Here is a 22,808-nt window from a genome sequence, read left to right on the forward strand (position 1 = left end):
GCCCACGGAGCAATGCCTTCGTTCAGGCACACCGAGCCCAGGCGAGGTGCCGAGTGGTGGGGCAAAGCGTTTTTGGTTACTTTTGGCGCTCTTCCAAAAGTGACCCGCCGTAAGGGCGGAACCCTAAGTAGCCGTTACCCAAGCAATGGATATGTACTCAGCAGCGGGCGCCAGCTCCCTCGCCACAGCCCCGCATGTCAGTTCATGGCTTCAGGCTCCTTCAACGCCGCCAAAACCAACGGATGCAAAACCGCATCCGGATGTTTCTCCTCCCAACCCTGCAAATCCCTGCGCATGCCTGGCGTCCAGAAGTTCTTGATGTGCTGTCGAATGCCAGCCACCGCCAACGCCTGATCAGGCTCCGTGGCGAAGTAGCGGGCAATCTCGTTGGCCATCTTGATCAGGTTCTGCGAACTCATCGGCGCACCTCGGCTTTTTCGGCGTGACGACGTTCCTTCAGCAGCCGCCGCTGTTCATCGCTGAACGCCTGATACCGCTTCTGCCATTCGGAAGGCTGGCTGACCCGCACGATTTCCACCGCCGTGACTTTGTATTCCGGGCAGTTGGTGGCCCAGTCCGAATTGTCCGTGGTGATCACGTTGGCCCCGGACTCGGGAAAGTGGAAGGTGGTGTAGACCACCCCTGGCGCCACCCGCTCGGTGACCCTGGCACGCAGCACCGTCTGCCCGGCGCGACTGCTGATACCGACCCAATCGTCCTCGGCGATGCCACGATTTTCAGCGTCGGTCGGGTGGATTTCCAGGCGATCCTCCTCGTGCCACGCCACGTTGTCGGTGCGCCGGGTCTGGGCGCCGACGTTGTACTGGCTGAGGATGCGTCCGGTGGTCAGCAGCAGCGGATAACGGCCGTTGACCTTCTCCTCGGTGGGCACATAGCCGGTGAGCATGAAGCGCCCTTTGCCGCGCACGAATTGGTCGATGTGCATGGTCGGCGTGCCGTCCGGCGCGGCATCGTTGCACGGCCACTGCAAGCTGCCGTGACGCTCCAGTTCGGCGTAACTGACGCGGCTGAAGGTCGGCGTCAGGCGGGCGATTTCATCCATGATTTCCGAAGGGTGGTTGTAGTGCATCTTGTAGCCCAGGGCGTCAGCCAGGGCTATGGTGGCTTCCCAGTCGGCCTTGCCGGCCAGGGGGTCCATGACCTTACGCACGCGGGAAATGCGGCGCTCGGCGTTGGTGAAGGTACCGTCCTTCTCCAGGAACGAGCTGCCCGGCAGGAACACATGGGCAAACTTGGCCGTTTCGTTGAGGAAGATGTCCTGGACGATCACGCATTCCAAAGCCGTCAGCGCCGCAGTCACATGCTGGGTGTTGGGATCGCTCTGGGCGATGTCCTCGCCCTGGCAGTAAAGCGCCTTGAAGGTGCCGTCCAGCGCCGCCTCGAACATGTTCGGGATGCGCAGGCCCGGATCGGGTTGCAGGGTCACGTTCCAGGCCTGCTCGAACTGGGCCCGCACCGCTTCATTGGAGATGTGCCGATAGCCGGGCAGCTCGTGGGGAAACGAGCCCATGTCGCAGGAGCCCTGGACATTGTTCTGTCCACGCAGCGGGTTCACCCCGACGCCTTCGCGGCCGATGTTGCCGGTGGCCATGGCGAGGTTGGCGATGCCCATCACCGAGGTGCTGCCCTGGCTGTGTTCGGTGACACCGAGGCCGTAGTAGATGGCAGCGTTGCCGCCGGTGGCGTAGAGCCGCGCGGCGGCGCGGATCTGCTCGGCGGGCACGCCACACACCGGGCCGAGGATCTCGGGGGCATTTTCCGGCAAGCTGACGAAGTCGCGCCAACGGGAGAAATCTGTCGCCTCGCAACGCTCCTTGACGAAAGGCTCATCAACCAGCCCCTCGGTGACAATCACGTGGGCCAACGCGTTGAGCATCGCCACGTTGGTGCCCGGACGCAGCTGCAGATGCAGCTCGGCACGGGCGTGAGGCGAATCCACCAGGTCGATGCGCCGCGGGTCGATGACAATCAGCCGCGCGCCCTGGCGCAGGCGGCGCTTGAGCTGGGAACCAAACACCGGGTGCGCATCGGTGGGGTTGGCGCCCATCACCATGATCACGTCGGCCTTCATCACCGAATCGAAATTCTGCGTACCGGCCGACTCGCCCAGCGTTTGCTTGAGGCCATAACCGGTCGGCGAATGGCAGACCCGCGCGCAGGTGTCGACGTTGTTGTTGCCGAACGCCGTGCGCACCAGTTTCTGCACCAGGTAGGTTTCTTCGTTGGTGCAGCGGCTGGAGGTGATGCCACCGATGGAATCGCGCCCGTACTTGAGCTGGATGCGCCGCAGTTCGCTGGCGGCGTAGGTGACCGCCTCCTCCCAGCTGACTTCTTGCCACGGGTCGCTGATGTGCTTGCGGATCATCGGCTTGGTGATGCGGTCCGGGTGCGTCGCGTAGCCCCAGGCGAAGCGGCCCTTGACGCAGGAGTGGCCGTGGTTGGCCTGGCCGTTCTTGTCCGGGACCATGCGCACCAGTTGTTCGCCTTTCATCTCGGCGCGGAACGAGCAGCCCACCCCGCAATAGGCGCAGGTGGTGACGACGCTGCGCTCCGGCTGGCCGATTTCGACGACGCTCTTGTCGATCAGCGTGGCCGTTGGGCAGGCCTGGACGCAGGCGCCGCAGGACACGCATTCGGAATCGAGGAAGTTGTCACCGCCGGCCGCTTCGACGCGGGAATCGAAGCCGCGTCCGCTGATGGTCAGCGCGAAGGTGCCCTGGATTTCCTCGCAGGCACGCACGCAGCGGCTGCAAACGATGCACTTGCTCGGGTCGTAGTCGAAATAAGGGTTGGATACATCCTTGGCTTCGGCCAGGTGATTGGCGCCTTCGTAGCCGTAGCGCACCTCGCGCAAGCCCACCTGCCCCGCCACGGTCTGCAATTCGCAGTTGCCATTGGCCGGGCATGTCAGGCAGTCCAGCGGATGATCGGAGATGTACAGCTCCATCACGTTGCGACGCAGGGTGGCGAGCTTTGAGGTCTGGGTGCGGACCACCATGCCGTCGGTCACCGGCGTGGTGCACGAGGCCGGGTAACCGCGCATGCCGTCGATCTCCACCAGGCACATGCGGCAGGAGCCGAAGGCTTCCATGCTGTCGGTGGCGCACAGTTTCGGGATGGAGGTACCGAGCAAGGCCGCCGCGCGCATCACCGATGTGCCGGAAGGAACGCTGATTTCACGGCCATCGATGGTCAGGCTGACCTGCACGTCGCTTATGCGGGCCGGGGTGCCCAGGTCGATGTCGCTGGCGGGATCGAAGATGTTGATCATTGGTCGGCCTCCGTGGTCGCCAGACCGAAGTCGGCGGGGAAGTACTTGAGGGCGCTGGCGACGGGGTAGGACGTCATCCCACCGAGGGCACAGAGCGAGCCGTATTGCAGGGTGTCGCAAAGGTCTTGCAGCAACGCCGCTTGTTCCTGGCGGGCGTTGGCATCGGTGCTGGCGATCAAGCGATCCACCACCTCGACGCCACGGGTCGAACCGATGCGACACGGCGTGCATTTGCCGCAGGATTCCTCGGCGCAGAATTGCAAGGCGAACCGGGCCATCCGGGCCATGTCCAGGCTGTCGTCGGCAACCACCACGCCACCGTGGCCGAGCATCGCGCCCATGGCGGCGAACGCTTCGTAGTCCAGCGGTGTGTCGAACTGCGCGGGTGGGACCCACGCGCCCAGCGGGCCGCCGACTTGCGCGGCCTTCAACGGGCGACCGCTGGCGGTGCCGCCGCCATACTCCTCCACCAATTCGCGCAGACTCAGGCCAAATGCCCGCTCCACCAGCCCGCCGCGACGAACGTTGCCGGCCAGTTGGAACGGCATGGTGCCCAGTGAGCGGCCCATGCCGAAGTCGCGGTAGAACTGCGCGCCCTTCTCCAGGATCACCGGCACCGAGGCCAGGGTCACCACGTTATGCACCAGCGTCGGCAAGCCGAACAGGCCCTGCAATGCCGGCAGCGGCGGCTTGGCGCGCACCATGCCGCGCTTGCCTTCAAGGGATTCCAGCAGCGCTGTTTCTTCGCCACAGATGTAAGCGCCGGCGCCGACCCGCACTTCCAGCTCGAAGGCGCGGCCACTGCCGCCGACATCGGCGCCCAGGTAACCGGCCTCGCGGGCGATGTGCAGCGCTTCGTTCAGCGTGCTGACAGCATCCGGGTATTCCGAGCGCACATAGATGTAGCCCATGGTGGCGCCAACGCAGATCCCGGCAATGACCATGCCTTCGATCAGCAGGAACGGATCGCCTTCCATCAGCATGCGGTCGGCGAACGTACCGGAGTCGCCTTCGTCGGCATTGCAGACCACGTATTTCTGCGGGCCCTGCGCGTCGCGCACGGTGCGCCACTTGATACCCGCCGGGAACGCCGCGCCGCCCCGGCCACGCAGGCCGGAATCGAGTACCTGGGCAACCACCTCGGCGCCGTCCATCCGGATCGCGCGGGCCAGGCCGAGGAACCCCCCTTTGGCCCGATAGTCGTCGAGGGACAAGGGCCGGGTGATGCCGGCACGCGCAAACAATAGGCGCTGCTGGCTTTTCAGGTAAGGAATGTTCTCCACCAGCCCCAAGGCTGAAGGATGGCCGCCCGGGTCGTGGCCAAGCGCATCGAGCAGGCCTGGCACGTCTTGCGCGGTGACCGGGCCAAATCCCAACCGCCCTTCGGGCGTTTCAAGCTCTACCAAGGGCTCCAGCCAATACAGCCCGCGAGAGCTGGTGCGCTGCACCTCAAGCGGCAATTGCCGACGCTCGGCCTCGCGCACCAGCGCATCCGCCACCTTGTCCGCACCAACGGCGCGGGCCACCGAATCACGGGGAATGCAGAGGGTCAGCATGGGCCATCCTCCAGACAACCTTTCACCAACTGGCGCAGGCGTTCCGGGGTCAGCCGTGCGTGCAGCTCCCCGTCCAGCTCCAGGGCCGGCGAGCACACGCAGGCGCCCAGGCAATAGACCGGCCGCAGGCTGATCGCCCCGTCGGCACTGGTGCCGTGATCGTCCAGCGCCAGCTGTTCGCGCAACTGCGCAGCCAGGCCTTCGGCCCCCATGCTCTGGCACGACTCCGCCCGGCACAGGCGCAGGGTATGGCGCGCCGGCGGCGTGGTGCGAAAGTCATGGTAGAAGCTGATTACCCCGCGCACTTCAGCCTGGCTGAGATTGAGGGCATGGGCGATTTCAGGGACGGCGGCGTCGGGAACGTACCCACAACCTTCCTGGATGGCATGAAGGATGGGCAACAAGGCACCGGGGGTGTCCTTCTTGCGCGCCAGCACGCTGTGAATCAGGGGCAGGTGAAGCGTCTCATCAGGCATAAACGTACCTCGGCATCTCGAACGACACCGCCGCGTGGCGGTAGTCGTCCGGAGTCTTGGCTAGGGCGTGCGGCCCACGTCACGGTAGCGTGGCAATCCGGTCGCCATTCTTGCTCTCCGGCCAGGTGTCTTTGGCGCACCTGGTCCGGGGCATCTTCACAGCTTGCCACTCCCGGGGAGCGGCGATTGCACGTGGACGACGAAACGTGTCCTGAAAGCGACGAGGCGCGAAAAGTTGTTCTGTGTCCACGGGGAGGTCAAATACACAAGTGATTGTAGGCGACGCACAGCGATCGGTGGCTATAGGCCGTTTTTCGACTGCCAGCGTGGCGAGTGCTTTGCTGGATCACAACACAAGGTTACAAACACACTATATATGTATCGTTTTCACAGCGACGCACCGAGCGATCATTGAGGGAGTTTAAAAACCTGAAAGACCGCAAGGACGCCCAATGTCACCCAAAATACTCGCTGCATACTCTCTGTCACTCTTACTGCTTGCCACCAGCTTTAACACAACAGCAAAGGAGTATTATTGGCACATTCAACCGGAAGCTTGGGGTTGGCAGGGACCACAGAAAAATCATCTATCCCCAGAACTAGCCTGTCGTTTTCTGCACGAAAACACCGAATACTCAGTGTATGAATATGGCTCTGCCACTCCCACCTCAAGGGAAAACCAATGGACCTGTAACCTTTTCTATGGTGACGGCCCCGATGACAATCTAGCCATATCGATATACAGGCATGGCAACTCATGCGAAAGCGGGAAAACGTTTAATAACCTTACCGAACAATGCGAAGCCCAAGGGATGGACAACAGCTGCCCTTTAAGCCTCACGGGAAATCCAATAAATTTCGTTACAGGCTATAAAATACAACTCGAAAATGACTACTCTGTTTCAAGCTCACCTTCTGCTTTAAATCCACTCGGGTTTTCAAAGTCCTACAGAAGCGCCGATGGAGCATGGCGACATGGTTATTCATCCTGGCTAAGTTTCGAGGAGAACCTGATCACGCTTATTCACCATGATGGAAATCGCTCCTATTTTTAAAAAAAAGGTGCGTTGTATAAGGGTAAGCCACCAGAAACAGGCAAGCTCACCCGCCTGTCAAACCGCTGGAGTCATCATGCATCCGACAACCAGATACTTGAGTTTGACAGCGACGGAAAGCTCACGGCGCTTATCAAATCAGGGATAGCACTGAACATCACATACTTAAATACCGTTGCAACTGTCACTGATGGCTTTGGCAACACCTTAACGTTTACCGAGGACGTAAAGAAGCAACCTCTTACCGTCACAGCGGACAACGTCAACATTAGCTACGCCTATAATGATTACAAACAACTTACTTCGATGACGAAAAGCCATCCAAATCACACTGAAAACAAACAATATCTCTATCAAGACCCCAGCGACAGCAGACTACTGACCGGCATTATCGATGAACGCGGGGTGCGTTACGCCACATGGACCTATGATGAACAAGGACGCGCCATTTCAGGTGAGCACGCTGCTGGGGCTGGAAAAGTCCTGATCAGCTACAACAGCGATGGATCGTCTACGGTCACTAATGCGCTGGGCAAGCAGACGCACTATCAATTTGAAATTATTCAAGACATCACACGCATCAAATCTATTACAGGGTTTCCATCAGCCAACTGCCCCGTTAGCAACTCAACTTTCACCTACGACACCCGCGGACTGCTGACCACAAAAACCGACAACAATGGCAATATAACCACCTATCTCTACAACGATCGAGGCCTGGAAACCTCTCGCACGGAAGCGAGTGGCACTTCTCAAACGAGAACGATCACCACTGAATGGCACCCGACGCTGTATTCCCCTGTTCGCATCAACGAACCGGATCGCTCCATTAAATACACTTACGACACTCAAGGGCGCCAGCTCAGTAAAACAATCATTTCACGTTAATTCAGAAGCATCTGAATATGAATATATTGACATGCAAGGTTGCTCTGCTCGCCCTCGCTTTGGGCGGAATCATTCCCCCCCTTCCTCTTTGCCAAGCTGCCGAACGCGGCTGGTCGTTCGCCTATAATACCCAGGGGCAGTTTGAGTCGTCAGATGGGCCCCGAACAGATGTAAGTGACATTACCCGCTATGAATACGATGCCAAAGGACATTTGGCACGCATTATCAACGCCCCCGGGCACACCACCACATTTTCCAACTTTGACACCGCCGGCAACCCTAAGACAGTTGTCGATTCCAATAGCGTTATTACAAACCTGACTTATGCCCCAAAAGGCTGGATGAACTCGTTGAGTACCGCTACCGGCACTGTTCGCCTCGAACACAATGCCGTGGGCGACATCATCAAGATAATTCGCGCAGACAATAGCTGGTCGACTTATACCTGGGACGAGGCAAGGCGGCTCATTCAAGGGACCAATAACGCAGGGGAACAGATCGAATTTGATCTCGACCCGATGGGGAACCGGACTGCGGTACGAATCAAGGACAAGACCGGTCAGCTGACCAAACAACACCAATGGGTGTATGACGAACTGGGTCGCTTGCTACGCTCAGTGGGTGCGGCCGGCCAGGCAAGCCAGACACAGTACGACCTCAACGATAATCCGATCGCGCTGACCAATCCCCGCAACCACGGTCACCAACGGGCCTTTGACTCACTGAATCGATTGGTGATGAATACTGACCCGCTTAATGGCATCACCCAACTTGAGTACGACGCTCAAGATAACCTCAAGCAAGTCCGCGACCCACGTGGTGTAACCACTCAATATCAATACGACGGCCTGGGAAACCTGACGCGGGTGAACAGTCCTGACAGCGGAGCCACTCACTACCAGTACGATGCCGCAGGCAACGTAACGCAACAGGTGGACGCGCGTGGTGTGGTCACGACTTTTACCTACGATGTGCTCAATCGCTTGACCGCCCGCCGCTATCCGACGAACCCGGCCCTGGACGTTCAATTCCACTACGATTCGATTGCCGCAGGTAACAAAGGCATCGGCCGACTGACAGCCGTGGAGGACGTCAACGGGGTGCTGAATTACACCTACGACGCCCAAGGCAACGTTACAACCCAGCGGCAAACAGCGCCCGAAAACACAGCGACTCAGCCAGAACAAATCGGCTATGGATACGATGCCGCCAATCGGTTGAGCAGAATCGATTATCCAACAGGTTTCAGCATCGTCTACTCGCGCAACACCACAGGACAAATCAGCCAAGTACAAATTCGGCAGGGCACGGAGCAGCCGAGCGCGTTCGCCAGCAACATCACGTATCAACCTTTCGGTCCGCTTAAAAACCTGACCTGGGCCAACGGGACTACGCTTCAACGTACCTACGATCTGGACTACCGGCTGACCGCTCAAACCGTCGCAGGCCAAAGCGAGACCTATACCTACGACGCCCAGGGAAATATGAGTGATCCGATTGGGCTGACGGGCGGCTTGAATACTTTCGAATATGCAGTGGCCAATCCTTTGAATGTTATCGATCCTAAAGGACTTATGGGTTATCCCAACGGCCCTACGCTTATGCCAGGAAAACAGGTCGCTCGCTATGGCTTTACCGCTTGTCTTGGGATGTACTGCGCGTCCTATATTCAAGGAGATCCTACAGCCACAGGATCCCTTGGAGTCGGCGGATTGGGTGCTGCGATACTAGTATGTGCAATGCCCCCTCCACCAGAAACAAATTGTGGTCCTGATTGGAAAGAACATATTCCCGACGGAGGAGTCGTATCCGGGGCGCCGGGCCGAGCCGGTCTATTCTTAGGAGGACAACTGAACCCCGACGGAACACTTTGCGCCTATGGCGGACTTATGGGTGGCATTCCGGGACCCAATTACAGCACTGGCCCCATAGAGTACAAACAATGATCGCATACGCTTTTTCGATACTGAGCTTGACTTATATAAGCTTGATAATAATGGCATATCCACATGCAAAAAAAGGCCAGAGTATTGTAGTGGCCGGACCATGGTGGTGCCTTTATAAGAATAGCTATAAAGAAAGCGTTGGAAATCTCTGCAATTTTGGCAGAATCATCCTAGGACTCGACCTAATCCTTCTTGCTTATATTTATTTTTAGCGATATCAAAACGGTCTCTGCGTCACCACCTCGTCAAGGGGCGGTCTTCAGAAGGTAAACCACTAACAGCACACTCGCTATTGCCACAGTTCATCCCATTACACCGCGTGCAGATTGGCGATATGGTGTTCATTCGGGCCCCCGCACGCCCCTTCCGTAAGGTTGCCAGCGCGACGAACTCATGGACGAACCATGTGGGCGTGGCGTCGGCAACCGTGGCGATGAGCCGCTGATGTCAGTTGACGTTACGCAATGCATTGGCAACCAATGTAAACGCGGGCGAAGGTTGCCGTCGGCTGGGGTAGTAAAGGTAGTACCCGGGAAACGGCGGGCACCAATCCTCCAGTACGCGCACCAGCCGGCCCGCCTGGAGATGCGGTTCGAATTCTTCCTCAGGCAAGTACGCCACCCCCAATCCGGCCAATGCGGCTTCGACGATGTGCGTCGATGTGTTGAAGATCAACTGACCGTCCACCCGGACGTTCACTTCCTTGCCGCGCCGCTCGAAATCCCAGACATATAGCCCGCCCGACGTCGGCATGCGCTGATTGATGCAGCGATGGCCGAGCAGGTCGCGCGGGCTCTTGGGAATGGCGCAACTGGCGAAGTATTCAGGTGAAGCAACAGCCGCCATCCGCAACGCAGGGCCTATCGGCACGGCCACCATGTCTTTGTCGATGGTATCGCCCAGGCGCACCCCCGCATCAAAGCGATCCGCGACGATGTCCCGGAACCCGTAACAGACATCGAACTCGACGTTGATGTCCGGGTACTCGTGCAGCAATCCGGTCAGCTTGGGCAGCAAGGTCGTGCGTAATACGTGATCGCCACAGGTGATGCGCACGGTGCCAGCGGGCTTGTCGCGCATTTCCGTAAGCCTGTCCAGCTCGGTTTCTATTTCATCGAAACGATTACCGATGGCTTGCAGCAACCGTTCGCCGGCGATGGTTGGCGATACGCTGCGGGTGGTTCGCGTCAGCAAGCGGATCTGCAAACGCGCCTCCAGGCCACTGATCGCCTGGCTCAGCGCCGACTGGGTGACGCCTAATGCACCGGCAGCACGGGTAAAACTGCCCTCCCTCGCCACGGTGACGAAAGACAGCAGATCGTTGAGATTGCGTTTGACCATGGCGAAGCACTTCAAGAGCTATTGATTAGCCATGCTTATAGCCCTGTTAAGTACTCATTAGCTAGTCGCATCAGTGCTCGCGCGTCACCATGGGCCCCATGAACAGAACCCGATACAGAACCCCGATGCGCTCTGCCAGCCTTGGTTTGCTGGCCTCTTTGCTCATGCTTGGCAGCTGCATGGCCGAAAGCGATGCCGCATCGGCCTCTTTGACAGCGGAGAAACCTGACATGTGGATAATCGTCGGCGAACGACGCTTTGCCATCACCCTGGCCGATACCACCGCAGCCCAATCGCTTGCCGCGTTAGCCCCGCTGACACTGGAGATGAGCGATCTCAACCGCAACGAAAAATACGCCACCCTCCCCCGAGCGCTACCCGTCAAGGCGAGCCGGCCGGGAACACTCCGCAACGGCGACCTGATGCTGTACGGCAAGGACACCCTGGTCGTCTTCTACAAGGACTTCAACTCAACCTACGCGTACACGCGCCTGGGCCACGTGAACGACACCTCAAAACTGGCTCAAGCGCTGGGCCAGGGGACGGTGCAAGTGACGTTCGCCCACGATTGATGCCTACGCATCGACAGGACCTCCCATGAAAAAGATCCTCGTTTTATTGACCCTTCTCGTCAGTTCGTTCTCAGCGATAGGAGCCGATATGTCCCACGGCGCAGACAATTTTTATATCAGTGATGAAGTGACCGTACAGGAGGTCAACTTCAAGAACCAATACCAAATGAACGTGGCGGGCAACCTGTTCATTCCGAAAAAGCTCAATGGCAAGACCAGCAATCCGGCGATCGTCGTCGGCCATCCGATGGGAGCGGTGAAGGAGCAAAGCGCGAATCTGTACGCCACCAAGCTGGCGGAAAAAGGCTTCGTGACCCTTTCCCTGGATCTGTCGTTCTGGGGCGAAAGCGAGGGACGACCGCGCAATGCAGTCTCGCCGGATATCTATGCCGAGGACTTCAGCGCGGCGGTGGACTTTCTCAGTGCCCAGCCCTTTGTCGACAGGGAACGCATTGGCGCTCTCGGCATCTGTGGCAGCGGCAGCTTCGTGATCAGCGCCGCCAAGATTGACCCACGCATGAAAGCCATCGCTACCGTGAGCATGTACGACATGGGCGGCGTCAATCGCAACGGATTGAAGCATTCCCAAACGCTGGATCAACGCCGCGCCATCATCGCCCAAGCCACCCAGCAGCGTAATGTCGAGTTCGCCGGTGGCGAAACGCTCTACACCAGCGGCACCGTGCATCAACTGGACGAAAACACCCATCCTATCCAGCGTGAATTCTTCGATTTCTACCGCACGCCCCGCGGCGAATTCACGCCCGCCAGCTCTTCCAGAGACCTGACCACGCACCCGACGCTGACCAGCAACATCAAGTTCATGAACTTCTATCCGCTCAATGATATCGAGACCATCTCGCCTCATCCGATGCTGTTCATCGCCGGCGCCGACGCGCACTCCAGGGAATTCAGCGAAGAGGCCTACAAGCTTGCCGGTCAACCCAAGGAACTGGTGATCATTCCGGGCGCTGGGCATGTCGATCTTTACGACCGGGTCGATCTGATTCCTTTCGAGAAGTTGACGAGTTTCTTCAAGAGCAATTTGAAGTGATGATATTTGCTTGATCGCCCTTGTCGGCTAACTCCGCTTAAGCTTCCTGAACGCCACAAGATAACGCCGAGCCGAATCTCGCCTTCTGGCGGCTGTGATCGTACCGTCACCCCGGAAAGCTTGCTTCAAAGTTCGGAGGTGCGCATCATTTTCGACTCCCAGGCGAGTGATGCGGCATGATCCAACCAGGACCAGAACACCATGGATGAATACCAGGAAGCCATCAAGAACAAGATCCGCGCCGCAGTAGCGCCCAGCGATTCTGGCGAGATCACCTATCGCTCAGAGTGGCTCGGTTACATGCCCTTCCCGGTTTTTCGATGGGTTGAACATCAAGGAAAGGATTTTTCCGGCGACTTTCCTGCCGATTGGACCCTGGAGGATCTGGCCAGTCTCGAGCGCGCGGGGTTTCTTGAAGTGCTTGAGGCCTACGAGAACCCGGAAGACCCGTTTGATCGGGATATCAGGTACCGCGTCTTGATTGAATAGAACAGAAAGTACCAAAGGCCCGGTCTGCGCTATCTAACAGGACGAATGCAGCCACCGTGGCGAGGGAGCTTGCTCCCGCTGGGCCGGTTCGACGCTTCGGGCGAAGCGGCCCTGAATCAGCATCTGCGTTTTACCAGGCACACCGCGTTGCTCGGTTTTGCGGAGGCTGCGCCACCGAGCGGGAGCAAGCTCCCTCGCCACGGTGGGTGTATTGGCATCGGATAGTCAGCCCCCGGGCCGACAGCGGCAGGCAATAGGGGGCCTGACTATGCGCTTTTGAGCAAACGCGGCTAGGCACGCTCTACGCGTATAGTCGACTCTGACGCCGACCGCACCTCCAAGAGCCTTCCGCCGTGCCTGAACTACCGAACGATTTCGCCTACAAAAAACGCTTCGACGCTGTACTGGCGTATATCGACTCCAATCTGGAGGGTGATCTGTCGGTAAGGACGTTAAGTCATGTGGCGAACTTCTCGGCGTTTCACTTCCACCGACAATTCACGGCGTTCATGGGCGTGCCTGTTTCGCGCTACGTCCAGCTGATGCGGCTACGACGCGCGGCACATCGCCTGGTCGCGTTTGCCGATTATTCGGTACTGGACGTCGCGCTGGATGCGGGTTTCAAGAGCCCCGAGGCATTCTCCAGGGCGTTTGGCCGGGCGTTCGGCGCAGCGCCAAGCGTGTTCAGGAAGAATGCAAACTGGCAGGTCTGGAACACGGTGTTTGCCGTCCCTCATTTCTCCAGGACACTTCTCATGCAAGTACGCATCATCGAAATTCCTGAAATCAACGTAGCGGCGCTTGAGCACTGCGGACCGCCCGGGCTGGTCAATGCCAGCGTCCGCCAGTTCATCGAGTGGCGCATGCGCAGCGGGCAGTCGCCGGTGGCATCAAGCCGCACGTTCGGCATTCCTTATGGCAATCCCGATACGACACCTGCGCACGCCTTCCGATTCGCGATCTGCGGTGAGATTCACGAAGACGTGACGCCGAATGAGTTCGGCGTAGGCCCGCTCGTCATTCCCGGCGGCCGCTACGTCGTGGTACGCCATGCGGGGTCGCCCGATCATATCGGCGAAACGATCTACCCGATCTACCGCGACTGGCTCCCCGCGAGCGGTGAGGAGCTGCGTGACCAGCCACTGTTTTTCCACTACCTGAGCGCCTATCCCGAGACGCCACAGGATCAATGGCAGACTGATGTTTATGTTCCGCTGCGATAGCGGATGAGCGCCCGGCTACCGAACGCGCCCTACTTTATCTCCACCAACCGCAGGGATTGGGAACCAGCCAGGGACAGATGAGGTTGGTGACGATTTGTCACAGGTTTTGCGGTGGGGCGCACACTCGTTGCCCCCCTTGGAAGACTAAGCCATCACTCTTGCGAACGAATCCGCTCCACCAGCCGCGCCTGCAACGCTTCAAGCTCTTGCGGATCGGCCTTGCCCCGTCCATGAGCCTCAGGCGCCGCGCCGTCCCAGCGTGGGATGATGTGGACATGGATGTGGAAGACCGTCTGCCCGGCGGGCGCGCCGTTGAACTGCGCGATCTGCACGCCATCCGGCTGCAACTCGTCGACGAGGATCCGAGTGAGGTGTTGCGCCGCCGACATCATCTTGCCCAGCACCGCGGGGTCGACATCAAGGATATTGCGCGACTGGGCCGCCTTCGGGATGACGAGCACATGACCGCGCGACTGCGGAAAAATATCGAGGAAGGCCAGAACATCAGCGTCTTCGTAAATTTTATAGCAAGGCGCCTCGCCGCGAAGAATCAGCGCAAAGATGTTCTGCGGATCGTATTGGCCGTACAAGCTCATGGTTGCTCCTAGAAAATACTTCAACTTTTCAGCGTCAGCGCCATCTTCAGCTGCAACTCGTTTTCGGAAAAGGGTTTGTGCAAAACCGGACACTGGGCGAAATCTGCGGGCAGGCCGCTGGCGCCGTACCCAGTGCTGAACAGGAAAGGAATGCTGCGAGCACGCAGGATATCAGCCACCGGAAAAACCCGTTCGCCGGCCAGATTGACATCCAGAATAGCCAGGTCAACCTCGAGGGTGTGCGCTTTTTCCCGAGCCTGGGCAAGCCGTGGGACTGAAGCCACCACGGTGCATCCCAACTCTTCGAGCATTTCCTCGATCAGCATGGCGACGGTGCCTTCGTCCTCGACAAGCAGAACCCTGATACCAGCAAACGGGGTCATGCAGACTGCTCAACAACCATGAACGAGAAGCGACAGAGAACGCCCTCAGGTGCAAAAGTCAGGACAAAAATTCCGCCAAGATCGCGCTCGATGCAGCGTTTCATCAACCGCGAACCGAGCCCTTCACGTTCCGGCGGGAACACCGGAGGGCCGCCCTGCTCGCGCCAATCCAAGGTCAGCAAGGTGCCGTTCGATTGTGGCTGGACGTTCCAGTTCAGCGAAAGCCTGCCCGTCTCGACCGACATCGCGCCGTACTTGAGGGCGTTGATCGCCAGTTCGTTGAGGGTCATGGTCAGGCCGAGCGCGACCCGGGTGTCGACGTCGATGGCATCACCCTCGATGGTGACACGGCCAGGGTCGGCCCCGAATATAGGCATCAGCACTTCATGGGCCAGAGAGGCCAGGGGGGTCTGGCCCCAATGCCGCCTTGTCAACAGATCGTGGGCGCGGGACAACGCGAGAAGCCGGGCTTCGAAACGGTTGTAACCATCCTTGGCATCCACTGCATTGCGGGCGGTCTGGGCCGCCAGGGATTGCACCGTGGCCAGGGTATTCTTGACCCGATGGTTGAGCTCGTCGATCAGGGTTTTCTGTCGGTCTTCGGCCTGCTTGCGCTCGGAGATGTCCACCAGCATGTTGATGGCGCCGACCAGGTTGCCTTCGGCATCATGCAGCGGCGTGGGATACGGCGCGAACGGCACGCGGCTGCCGTCGGGACGCTCAGCGACTGCCTCGACCCCGCGTATCGGCCGGTTTTCCTTCAAGGCCAGCGCCATTGGGCATTGGTCGTGGGGCAGGAAATGGCCATCGGTGGTGAACAGTTTCCAGGTCACGCACCACAGGTCGCCCAGTTCAGGCGTGCGCCCCGACAACTCGACCGCTGCCCGGTTGAAAAAGTTGATCCGACCTTGCGCATCGGTGGTGTAGACCGCTGCGGGCAGCGCCTCGAGCAGGTTGCGCATATGCCGCTCGCTTTCGAGGATCTGGTTTTCCATGCGCCGCGCCTGCGTGACGTCCTGGATAACCCGCACGCCATACCGAAACACGCCTTGGGAGTCCCGGACCGATGAGCTGTGGATGTCCAGGTAGACGGTTTCGCCGTCAGGCTTGAAGGCGCGTTTGCGCAGCACGTAGTTATCCAGCTCGCCCGCCACCTGGCGAGCATACAGCGCGGCGTCTTCGTCGGTGCTGTCGGAGTGGGTATACCCCAGGAAAGTCATGTTCAGCAATTCTTCGCGCGAACGCCCGAGCATGTTGCAGAGCGCGTCGTTGACCCGTAGCAAATGGCCGTCCGCCCCGGCTTCGGCAATGCCGATCGTCGCCGCCTCGTAGGTCGCCGACAACCGGTCGTCGCTCTCCTGGCGTGCCGTCTCGGCCGCATGGACCGAGGTCACGTCCACGGTGAAACACCGGGTGTTGAAAAGCTTGCCGTCCTCGAACCGCCCATTGGAGGTGATGGTGACATGCTTGATCGAACCATCCTTGGCTCGAAGGCGAGCAGGATAGTCCTCCAGGCATTCGCCGTTGCTCAATTTGCTCAGGATGTCGCAGATGACCGGCTCATCGACATGGAACTCAGTGATGTGGCGGCCGATGTACTCCTGCGCCGAATAACCGAGCAAGTTCAATTCAGACTTGTTGGCACGCAGGATGATGCCTTCGCCGCTGACGATGTGCAGGCCCACCGCGCTGTTCTCGAAGAAATCTTCCAGGTCGGCATTCCTGCGCCGTAGCTCTTCGGCCATCGCGTGGTGCGCCGAGACGTCCTGGAAGCAGTTGATCGCCCCTTGGATAGTGCCCTGCTCATCTCTCAGGGCCCGGATGTTCACCAGCGCGACGATCCGCGTTCCGTCAGGACGCTCGATGAACACTTCCTGGTTGCGCGTCGCCGTACCCGACTCCAACGCCCAGGCCATCGGGCAGTCTTCCAACGCCAACGGCGTACCGTCGGCCAGGAACAGGCGATAGGAACCGCAAAAACGGTCGCCGCCCTCGCCTAATATTGGCGCTCGCCCCCACAAGGTGGCCGCCTCGCTGTTGTAGCGGACCAGCCAGCCGTTGCGATCACACAAGTACACCGCGCCAGGAATGGCGTCGAGCGCGTTCGCGCCCATCGCCACAAGCCCTTCATATTCGCTCGGTGTACGCGTCTCCCTGGGAAACGCTTCAATATTCGACATTTCTATCCCCAATCCGCCTGGCTGAAAGCGCCTGTCACACAACGACCCGGTATCCCCTGAGTCGGCGATCCCAGCCCGGATTATTCCCTTAAGATGCCGGCGCGGATTTTTTCACGCAGCTGCAATGGATACTAGATCCTAATTCAACTTGTGAGTTCAGGAAAATTTGGCGACAGGCATTCCAGTCTCAGAATCGAAACAAGGCGCGGGGCGTTTCTACCGTAAGCGCGCGCATAAGCGGCAGCGAAATCTGCAAACCCTGTAACTGGCGCATCACCGTATCGAAGCCGACGACTGCCTCATGCTGGGTATGTGGCCAATCACTGCCCCATACCAGGCGATGGGCGCCGAAACTCTGCTCCAACAGGCCCAACGCGGACCTGGCGAATGCCAGATTTTCTGAATCCGTGCCCGCCAGCCGATAGATACCGGAGACCTTCATCCAGACTTGCCCGCTGGCGCCCAGCGCCACCAGCTCGGGATATCCCGGTTGATCAAGGCCCGAACGCGCATCGGGGCGACCGAAATGGTCGACCACCAAGCGGACGCCGAATGGTATCAATTGGCGAATCAGTCCCGGCAGATATTCCACCCGCGCATGCAATTCGACATGCCAGTCCAATTCGACAAGGTCGCTCAGAAAACCCTTCCATGGCGCTTCGCGAAAATCGGGCAGGGCCGCGCCCATCAGGTTCAAGCGCACGCCGACCACGCCCAGCCGCGCCATCGCGTCCAGCTCGGCTCGGCCGACATCCGGCGCCACCACCGCAACCCCGCGCAATTGCGCCGGCGCCTGCCCCAGCGCGCCGAGCAGATAGCGGTTGTCGGTGCCGAGAAAGCTCGGCTGGACCAGCACCCCATGGCTCAAGCCATGGGTCTGCAGATGGTCCAGGTATTGCGCAAGCGTAGCGTCATAGTCTGGTGTGTAACGCCGCCCGGCAGCCAGTTCAAGCTCACGGCTGAACACGTGAGCATGGCAGTCGACGCCGGTGATCGGCGCATTGCAGGAATCAACCATGGTTCTCATCTATCGAAAATAAACTCATCAGGCCCTTGCGCTCTCGCTACCAGAGGCCACGGTGGGCGCTAGTGATGCATTGGCTTCCAGGCTGCGGCCGCGGGTTTCCGGCAGGCAAAGCGCCGCGAGCACAGCCACGCCGTAGGCGATGCCGGCATCGATGCCGATGGCTGAACCCAGGGACATGGAATCGCTCATGTGCCCCACCAGGAACGGGAATACCGCCGACAGCACCCGGCCGAAGTTGTAGCAGAAACCGACGCCGGCACCGCGTACATCCGCCGGGTACAACTCGTTGAAGAACGCCCCGAGGCTGGCCGGAATGCCGGCCGCGAAAAAACCGAGCGGAAAGCCCAGGAACAACATCTGCGTGTTGCTCAACGGCAGGAATACGTAGCACTGCACGGTTACCACACAGCACAGCGCGAACAGCAGGATGTTCTTGCGCCGGCCGATGCGATCGATCAGCAAGCCACTGACTACACAACCGCACCAGAAGGCAAAGATGATCACCGCCAGGTAGCCGCCGGAGTTGAGCACCGACAGGTTGCGCTCGGTCTTGAGGAAGGTCGGCAGCCACGTCATCACCGCGTGATAACCGCCGTGGGCACCCAGCCCGAGCAAACCGCCGAACAGGGTCACGCGAATCAGTTCCGGGCGAAAGATGCCGCCCAGGGACTTGAAGAAGCTCTGCGGGATCGCCTGTTCCTTTTGCAGGCGCTGGAAGCTGTCCGGCTCCTCGACGTTGCGGCGCACCCAGATGATCAGGAACGACGGCAGCAGGCCGACGATGAACATCACCCGCCAGGCCATGTCCTGCGGCACCAAGGAGTAGATCAGCGTAAAGACCCCGACCGCCAGCCCCCAACCCACTGCCCAGGCGCTCTGGACCGTGCCCATGACCTTGCCGCGGTATTTCGGATTGATGGTCTCGGCCATCAGCACCGCGCCAGCGGCCCACTCTCCGCCAATGCCAAAGCCCTGCAATGCCTTGACGATCAACAGTTGGTGAAAACCGGTGACGAACGCCGACAGGAAGGTGAAAAACGAAAACCACAGGATCATCCATTGCAGCGTGCGCACCCGGCCATAACGGTCGGACAGCGTCCCGCCGACCCAGCCACCGAGGGCCGAGGTCACCAGCGTAACGCCGCTGATCAGCCCCGCATCGCCCTTGGACAAGGCGAACGCGGCGATCAACGCCGGTATCGCCAGGCCGAACATCTGGACTTCCAGCGCGTCGAGCGACCAGCCGCCAAAACACGCCCAGAATGTCTTGCGCTCCCGCGAAGTGATCTGGCGATACCAACTGAACATGATTTTTATCCTTATGAGGGGAACAAAAGGCAGCCGAGAGCGAACCGCGCCGCTACAGGGCCAGTCAGGAAAAACACACAGGGCAAGGGCAGCGGCGTTCGAGGCGCCGTCAGCCCGCCGAAGTCAGCGGATTTCGACGCTGTAGCGGAAATGCTCGGCATGCCCGCGCGAACGGCGCCATTCCAGCGGGTTGCCGGCGTAATCGCGGGCCAGGCGCTCGATCACCACCACCGGGCTGTTGACCGGAACCTGCAACAAGCGCGCGTGCACCTCGTTGACCGATTCGGCGGTGAGGGTTTCCTGCGCGTAGGCAACTACCTGTCCGCAGGTTTCCTCGTAGATGGGATAGAGCAACGGCCCTTTCTGATTCAGGTCGATCTCCAGCAACGACTGGAATCGGCTGCGTGGCAGCCAGATTTCCTCGGCGAGCACCGGCTCGACTTCCAGCAGCCGTACCCGGACGATGCGGATCACCGGCGCATCGACCGGCAACCCCAAGGCCTGAGCGACCGCCGACGGCGCCGCCACCGGCTCGACCGACAGAATGCGACTCTCCGGAACCCGGCGTTCACCGGACGCCGATTGAAAGCGAAAAAACCGAAACAACGATGACTGGAACTGGGGACGACGAATGAAGGTGCCCCGCCCTTGCTGGCGCTCCAGGATGCCCTCGCTGACCAACGCATCAACTGCCTTGCGCACGGTTCCGGTGGACAGCTGGTATTCGGCTGACAACGCTGCCTCGGTGGGAATCGCCTCCCCCGGACGCCAGCGATTGTTGGCGATCTGCTCCGCCAACTGGTCACGCAAACGTTGATAAAGCGGCAGGCGGGCGTCGCTGGACAGGGCGTTCATAGGACTATATTCACCTTGTTATCTAGTCATCTATATGAATTTGCGCCGAGTATTTGCTTCGACCCGCAGTGTTGTCAAGACGGGGTCCCGTACTTTGCAGACCAACGGAAACGGCAAGCGCAGCGAATCAGTGCGTTGCGTGACGGGGCAAAGCCAACGAAATCAGGGCAGCCAGCAACACGAATGCACTGGAAATCCACAGGCACGCCGCCAATCCGTACCCTTGGTAGACCCAACCGGAAAGCAGCGTCCCGGCCAGTCGGCCGATGGCGTTGGACATGTAATAGAAACCCACGTCCAGCGACACGCCGTCCTCCTTGGCGTACGACACGATCAGATAGCTGTGCAGGGAAGAATTCACCGCGAACAGCGCCCCAAAAATCATCAGCCCGCCCAACAGCACCGCCTGTTGTGACAGCCCCAGCGCTATCGCCGCCGGCAAGCCCGCCAACGCCAGCGCCCAGAGGAACGCGGCGCGGCCATCCGGCACCTGCCCGCGTTTCTTGCCGGTGATGTTCGGCGCCAGGGATTGCACGATGCCGTAGCCGATGACCCACGCGGCGAGAAATCCGCCCACGGTCGAGAAATCCCAGCCGAAGACACTGCTCAGGTACACCGGCAAGGCCACCACGAACCAGACATCCCGGGCGCCGAACAGGAACATTCGCGCGGCCGACAAAATATTGATCGCCCGGCTCTTGGAAAAAATGTCGCGAAATCTCGGCTTGGCCTTGGCCTTGCCCAGGTCCTTCTTCAGCAGGATCAGGCTACCGCCCCAGATCAGTGCCAATACGACAGCCATCGCCAACAATGCGCCCTGGAAACCGATCCATGCGAGCAACGCCCCGCCGAGGAAAAAGCCGACGCCCTTGAGCGCGTTTTTCGAGCCGGTGAGGATCGCTATCCAGCGATAAAGCCTGCCCTGCTCACCGTCAGGCACCAGCAGCTTGATGGAGCTCTTGGCACTCATCTTGTTCAGGTCCTTGGCGATGCCCGAAAGCGCCTGGGCCATCATCACCCAGGCGATGGTCAGCCAGGCGGACGGAACCGTCAGCATCAGCAGCGCCGCCACTTGCAGACCAAGGCCGATGTTCATCGTCCGATTCAGGCCCAGCCGGGCACCGAGGTAGCCGCCCAGCAGGTTGGTGATCACGCCGAAGAGCTCGTAGAACAGGAACAGCGCGGCAATCTGCAACGGGCTGTAGCCCAACGCGTGGAAGTGCAGCACCACCAGCATGCGCAGGGCGCCGTCGGTCAAGGTGAAGGCCCAGTAATTACCGGTGACGAGCAAATACTGACGCACTTGCGGCGCTAAGGCTGACAAGGCTTTCATCACGCTTCCTCAGACGGCCAGGCCAACCATCCGGGCCAGTTCGACGGTGCGGTTGGCGTAGCCCCATTCGTTGTCGTACCAGGCATAAAGCTTGACCTGGGTGCCGTTGACCACCAGGGTCGACAGCGCATCGATGATCGACGAGCGCGGATCGGTGCGATAGTCGATGGACACCAGGGGGCGCTCCTCGAAACCGAGGATGTCCTTGAGCTCGTGCTCGGCTGCGTCCTTGAGAAAACCGTTCACTTGCTCGACCGTGGTGGCCCGCTCGACCTCGAATACGCAATCGGTCAGCGACGCATTGGCTAACGGCACCCGCACGGCATGGCCATTGAGGCGCCCGCGCAGCTCGGGGAAGATTTCGGCGATGGCGGTGGCCGAGCCGGTGCTGGTGGGAATCAGACTCATACCCGACGCCCGGGCGCGACGCAGGTCCTTGTGCGGCTGGTCGAGGATGCTCTGGGTATTCGTCAGGTCATGAATGGTGGTGATCGAACCGTGACGGATGCCGAGCTTTTCGTGGATTACCTTGACCACGGGCGCCAGGCAGTTGGTGGTGCAGGAAGCCGCCGTCACGATGCGATGCCGATCCGGCTCGAACTGCTGGTGATTGACGCCCATGACGACGTTCAAGGCGCCCTGCTCTTTCACCGGGGCGCTGACTACCACGCGCTTGACGCCCTGATCGAGATACGCCTGGAGCACCGCGACGGTCTTCATCTTGCCGCTGGCCTCGATCACCACATCGCAGCCCGACCAGTCGGTGTCGGCAATCGCTTTGTTGGCTGTAACCTTGATGCGCTGACCCTCGATGATCATGCTGGCGCCATCGGCGTCGGCCTGGCGGTTCCAGCGGCCGTGCACCGAATCGAAGTTCAACAGATGCGCATGGGTCGCCGCGTCGCCTGCCGGGTCGTTGATCTGCAGGAACTGGAATTCCGGCCAGCCCCAGGCCGCGCGCAAGGCGAGGCGACCGATGCGCCCGAAACCGTTGATGCCTACTTTGATCGTCATTTTGAAGGGGCCGTCTATTGGTGTTCAGTCGAATATAGGTGTTTCCGAATACAAGAGGAAATCGAAAGTGGCGCCCCCGTGGCGAGGGAGCTTGCTCCCGCTCGGCTGCGCAGCAGTCGTAACAACTGCCGCCTCGAAAAACGTGTTGGCCGGGGTTGGGGCCGCTACGCCCGAAGCGTCGGACCGCCCCAGCGGGAGCAAGCTCCCTCGCCACGGAGTC

At 59.9% G+C, this 22,808-nt stretch carries 20 protein-coding genes; 7 read left to right on the top strand and 13 right to left on the bottom strand.

Features of this window, described 5'->3' with window-relative positions; all coding sequences use genetic code 11:
* Positions 1 to 197: 197 nt before the first annotated feature.
* From ACE04F_RS02610 to ACE04F_RS02625, 4 genes are read right to left on the bottom strand one after another with little or no spacing between them, the layout of a single operon-like run.
* Positions 198 to 419 carry a formate dehydrogenase subunit delta gene (locus ACE04F_RS02610; protein ID WP_434623961.1) on the bottom strand — a complete coding sequence of 74 codons (222 nt, stop codon included), beginning with the start codon at positions 417 to 419 and terminating at the stop codon, positions 198 to 200.
* Positions 416 to 3,292: a formate dehydrogenase subunit alpha gene (gene fdhF / locus ACE04F_RS02615; RefSeq protein ID WP_486104609.1), complete on the bottom strand. Its 2,877-nt coding sequence runs from the start codon at positions 3,290 to 3,292 to the stop codon at positions 416 to 418. Before fdhF ends, ACE04F_RS02610 begins: the two co-directional genes overlap by 4 nt.
* A complete protein-coding gene (locus tag ACE04F_RS02620; RefSeq protein WP_486104611.1) occupies positions 3,289 to 4,848 on the bottom strand; it encodes a formate dehydrogenase beta subunit in 1,560 nt (519 codons plus the stop codon). The genes fdhF and ACE04F_RS02620 overlap by 4 nt, the downstream gene beginning before the upstream one ends.
* Positions 4,842 to 5,324 (bottom strand): formate dehydrogenase subunit gamma, encoded by a 483-nt coding sequence (locus ACE04F_RS02625; RefSeq protein ID WP_486104613.1) that lies wholly within the window; start codon positions 5,322 to 5,324, stop codon positions 4,842 to 4,844. Before ACE04F_RS02625 ends, ACE04F_RS02620 begins: the two co-directional genes overlap by 7 nt.
* A 452-nt stretch (positions 5,325 to 5,776) precedes the next feature.
* Between ACE04F_RS02625 and ACE04F_RS02630 the strand changes: the two genes are divergently transcribed.
* Genes ACE04F_RS02630 through ACE04F_RS02640 form a run of 3 tightly spaced genes read left to right on the top strand, consistent with a single transcriptional unit; the run spans position 5,777 to position 9,213 of the window.
* Positions 5,777 to 6,379, top strand: a complete 603-nt coding sequence (locus tag ACE04F_RS02630) for a DUF6531 domain-containing protein (protein ID WP_486104614.1) — start codon at positions 5,777 to 5,779, stop codon at positions 6,377 to 6,379.
* A gap of 12 nt (positions 6,380 to 6,391) precedes the next feature.
* Positions 6,392 to 7,267 (top strand): RHS repeat protein, encoded by an 876-nt coding sequence (locus ACE04F_RS02635; RefSeq protein ID WP_486104616.1) that lies wholly within the window; start codon positions 6,392 to 6,394, stop codon positions 7,265 to 7,267.
* Between the two features lie 17 nt (positions 7,268 to 7,284).
* Positions 7,285 to 9,213, top strand: a complete 1,929-nt coding sequence (locus ACE04F_RS02640) for an RHS repeat-associated core domain-containing protein (RefSeq protein WP_486104618.1) — start codon at positions 7,285 to 7,287, stop codon at positions 9,211 to 9,213.
* Positions 9,214 to 9,660: 447 nt separating this feature from the next.
* Here the strand turns inward: ACE04F_RS02640 and ACE04F_RS02645 are convergent, their stop codons facing one another.
* Positions 9,661 to 10,554, bottom strand: a complete 894-nt coding sequence (locus ACE04F_RS02645; RefSeq protein ID WP_486104620.1) for a LysR family transcriptional regulator — start codon at positions 10,552 to 10,554, stop codon at positions 9,661 to 9,663.
* 125 nt (positions 10,555 to 10,679) lie between these two features.
* Here ACE04F_RS02645 and ACE04F_RS02650 point away from each other — a divergent pair, with 125 nt between their 5' ends.
* From ACE04F_RS02650 to ACE04F_RS02665, 4 genes are all read left to right on the top strand, one after another.
* Entirely contained in the window at positions 10,680 to 11,126 is a 447-nt protein-coding gene (locus tag ACE04F_RS02650) for a cyclophilin-like fold protein (RefSeq protein WP_486104622.1), read from the top strand.
* 25 nt (positions 11,127 to 11,151) lie between these two features.
* Positions 11,152 to 12,180, top strand: a complete 1,029-nt coding sequence (locus tag ACE04F_RS02655; RefSeq protein ID WP_486104624.1) for an alpha/beta hydrolase — start codon at positions 11,152 to 11,154, stop codon at positions 12,178 to 12,180.
* 201 nt (positions 12,181 to 12,381) lie between these two features.
* A complete protein-coding gene (locus tag ACE04F_RS02660) occupies positions 12,382 to 12,669 on the top strand; it encodes a hypothetical protein (protein ID WP_486104626.1) in 288 nt (95 codons plus the stop codon).
* A gap of 353 nt (positions 12,670 to 13,022) precedes the next feature.
* Positions 13,023 to 13,892, top strand: a complete 870-nt coding sequence (locus ACE04F_RS02665) for an AraC family transcriptional regulator (protein ID WP_486104628.1) — start codon at positions 13,023 to 13,025, stop codon at positions 13,890 to 13,892.
* Positions 13,893 to 14,044: 152 nt separating this feature from the next.
* On the opposite strand, the gene ACE04F_RS02670 is transcribed toward ACE04F_RS02665, so the two are convergent.
* From ACE04F_RS02670 to ACE04F_RS02705, 8 genes are all read right to left on the bottom strand, one after another.
* Complete coding sequence (locus tag ACE04F_RS02670; RefSeq protein WP_486104630.1) at positions 14,045 to 14,488, bottom strand: HIT family protein; 444 nt, start codon at positions 14,486 to 14,488, stop codon at positions 14,045 to 14,047.
* A 20-nt stretch (positions 14,489 to 14,508) separates the two neighbouring features.
* On the bottom strand, positions 14,509 to 14,871 hold the full coding sequence (locus ACE04F_RS02675) for a response regulator (protein ID WP_486104632.1): 363 nt from the start codon (positions 14,869 to 14,871) through the stop codon (positions 14,509 to 14,511).
* A complete protein-coding gene (locus ACE04F_RS02680; RefSeq protein WP_486104634.1) occupies positions 14,868 to 17,051 on the bottom strand; it encodes a PAS domain-containing sensor histidine kinase in 2,184 nt (727 codons plus the stop codon). Before ACE04F_RS02680 ends, ACE04F_RS02675 begins: the two co-directional genes overlap by 4 nt.
* A gap of 187 nt (positions 17,052 to 17,238) precedes the next feature.
* The gene (locus ACE04F_RS02685; RefSeq protein ID WP_486104636.1) at positions 17,239 to 18,069 is read right to left on the bottom strand and encodes an amidohydrolase family protein; all 831 of its coding nucleotides are present in this window, start codon (positions 18,067 to 18,069) and stop codon (positions 17,239 to 17,241) included.
* Positions 18,070 to 18,096: 27 nt separating this feature from the next.
* Positions 18,097 to 19,386: an MFS transporter gene (locus ACE04F_RS02690; RefSeq protein ID WP_486104638.1), complete on the bottom strand. Its 1,290-nt coding sequence runs from the start codon at positions 19,384 to 19,386 to the stop codon at positions 18,097 to 18,099.
* A 123-nt stretch (positions 19,387 to 19,509) separates the two neighbouring features.
* The gene (locus ACE04F_RS02695; protein ID WP_486104640.1) at positions 19,510 to 20,241 is read right to left on the bottom strand and encodes a GntR family transcriptional regulator; all 732 of its coding nucleotides are present in this window, start codon (positions 20,239 to 20,241) and stop codon (positions 19,510 to 19,512) included.
* A gap of 127 nt (positions 20,242 to 20,368) precedes the next feature.
* A complete protein-coding gene (gene arsJ, locus ACE04F_RS02700) occupies positions 20,369 to 21,574 on the bottom strand; it encodes an organoarsenical effux MFS transporter ArsJ (RefSeq protein WP_486104642.1) in 1,206 nt (401 codons plus the stop codon).
* 9 nt (positions 21,575 to 21,583) lie between these two features.
* Positions 21,584 to 22,588 (bottom strand): ArsJ-associated glyceraldehyde-3-phosphate dehydrogenase, encoded by a 1,005-nt coding sequence (locus ACE04F_RS02705; RefSeq protein ID WP_486104644.1) that lies wholly within the window; start codon positions 22,586 to 22,588, stop codon positions 21,584 to 21,586.
* Positions 22,589 to 22,808: the final 220 nt, after the last annotated feature.

This window comes from Pseudomonas sp. AGC41, from assembly GCF_057334555.1.

What these genes read in the sequence shown, in the direction of transcription:
- ACE04F_RS02640 (WP_486104618.1), top strand. Translation starts at nt 7,285, where the DNA reads ATGAATATATTGACATGCAAGGTTGCTCTGCTCGCCCTCGCTTTGGGC.
- ACE04F_RS02675 (WP_486104632.1), bottom strand. Translation starts at nt 14,871, where the DNA reads ATGACCCCGTTTGCTGGTATCAGGGTTCTGCTTGTCGAGGACGAAGGC.
- ACE04F_RS02610 (WP_434623961.1), bottom strand. Translation starts at nt 419, where the DNA reads ATGAGTTCGCAGAACCTGATCAAGATGGCCAACGAGATTGCCCGCTAC.
- fdhF (WP_486104609.1), bottom strand. Translation starts at nt 3,292, where the DNA reads ATGATCAACATCTTCGATCCCGCCAGCGACATCGACCTGGGCACCCCG.
- ACE04F_RS02625 (WP_486104613.1), bottom strand. Translation starts at nt 5,324, where the DNA reads ATGCCTGATGAGACGCTTCACCTGCCCCTGATTCACAGCGTGCTGGCG.
- ACE04F_RS02645 (WP_486104620.1), bottom strand. Translation starts at nt 10,554, where the DNA reads ATGGTCAAACGCAATCTCAACGATCTGCTGTCTTTCGTCACCGTGGCG.
- ACE04F_RS02650 (WP_486104622.1), top strand. Translation starts at nt 10,680, where the DNA reads ATGCGCTCTGCCAGCCTTGGTTTGCTGGCCTCTTTGCTCATGCTTGGC.
- ACE04F_RS02630 (WP_486104614.1), top strand. Translation starts at nt 5,777, where the DNA reads ATGTCACCCAAAATACTCGCTGCATACTCTCTGTCACTCTTACTGCTT.
- ACE04F_RS02685 (WP_486104636.1), bottom strand. Translation starts at nt 18,069, where the DNA reads ATGGTTGATTCCTGCAATGCGCCGATCACCGGCGTCGACTGCCATGCT.
- ACE04F_RS02705 (WP_486104644.1), bottom strand. Translation starts at nt 22,588, where the DNA reads ATGACGATCAAAGTAGGCATCAACGGTTTCGGGCGCATCGGTCGCCTC.
- ACE04F_RS02695 (WP_486104640.1), bottom strand. Translation starts at nt 20,241, where the DNA reads ATGAACGCCCTGTCCAGCGACGCCCGCCTGCCGCTTTATCAACGTTTG.
- ACE04F_RS02690 (WP_486104638.1), bottom strand. Translation starts at nt 19,386, where the DNA reads ATGTTCAGTTGGTATCGCCAGATCACTTCGCGGGAGCGCAAGACATTC.
- ACE04F_RS02655 (WP_486104624.1), top strand. Translation starts at nt 11,152, where the DNA reads ATGAAAAAGATCCTCGTTTTATTGACCCTTCTCGTCAGTTCGTTCTCA.
- ACE04F_RS02680 (WP_486104634.1), bottom strand. Translation starts at nt 17,051, where the DNA reads ATGTCGAATATTGAAGCGTTTCCCAGGGAGACGCGTACACCGAGCGAA.
- ACE04F_RS02670 (WP_486104630.1), bottom strand. Translation starts at nt 14,488, where the DNA reads ATGAGCTTGTACGGCCAATACGATCCGCAGAACATCTTTGCGCTGATT.
- ACE04F_RS02620 (WP_486104611.1), bottom strand. Translation starts at nt 4,848, where the DNA reads ATGCTGACCCTCTGCATTCCCCGTGATTCGGTGGCCCGCGCCGTTGGT.
- ACE04F_RS02660 (WP_486104626.1), top strand. Translation starts at nt 12,382, where the DNA reads ATGGATGAATACCAGGAAGCCATCAAGAACAAGATCCGCGCCGCAGTA.
- arsJ (WP_486104642.1), bottom strand. Translation starts at nt 21,574, where the DNA reads ATGAAAGCCTTGTCAGCCTTAGCGCCGCAAGTGCGTCAGTATTTGCTC.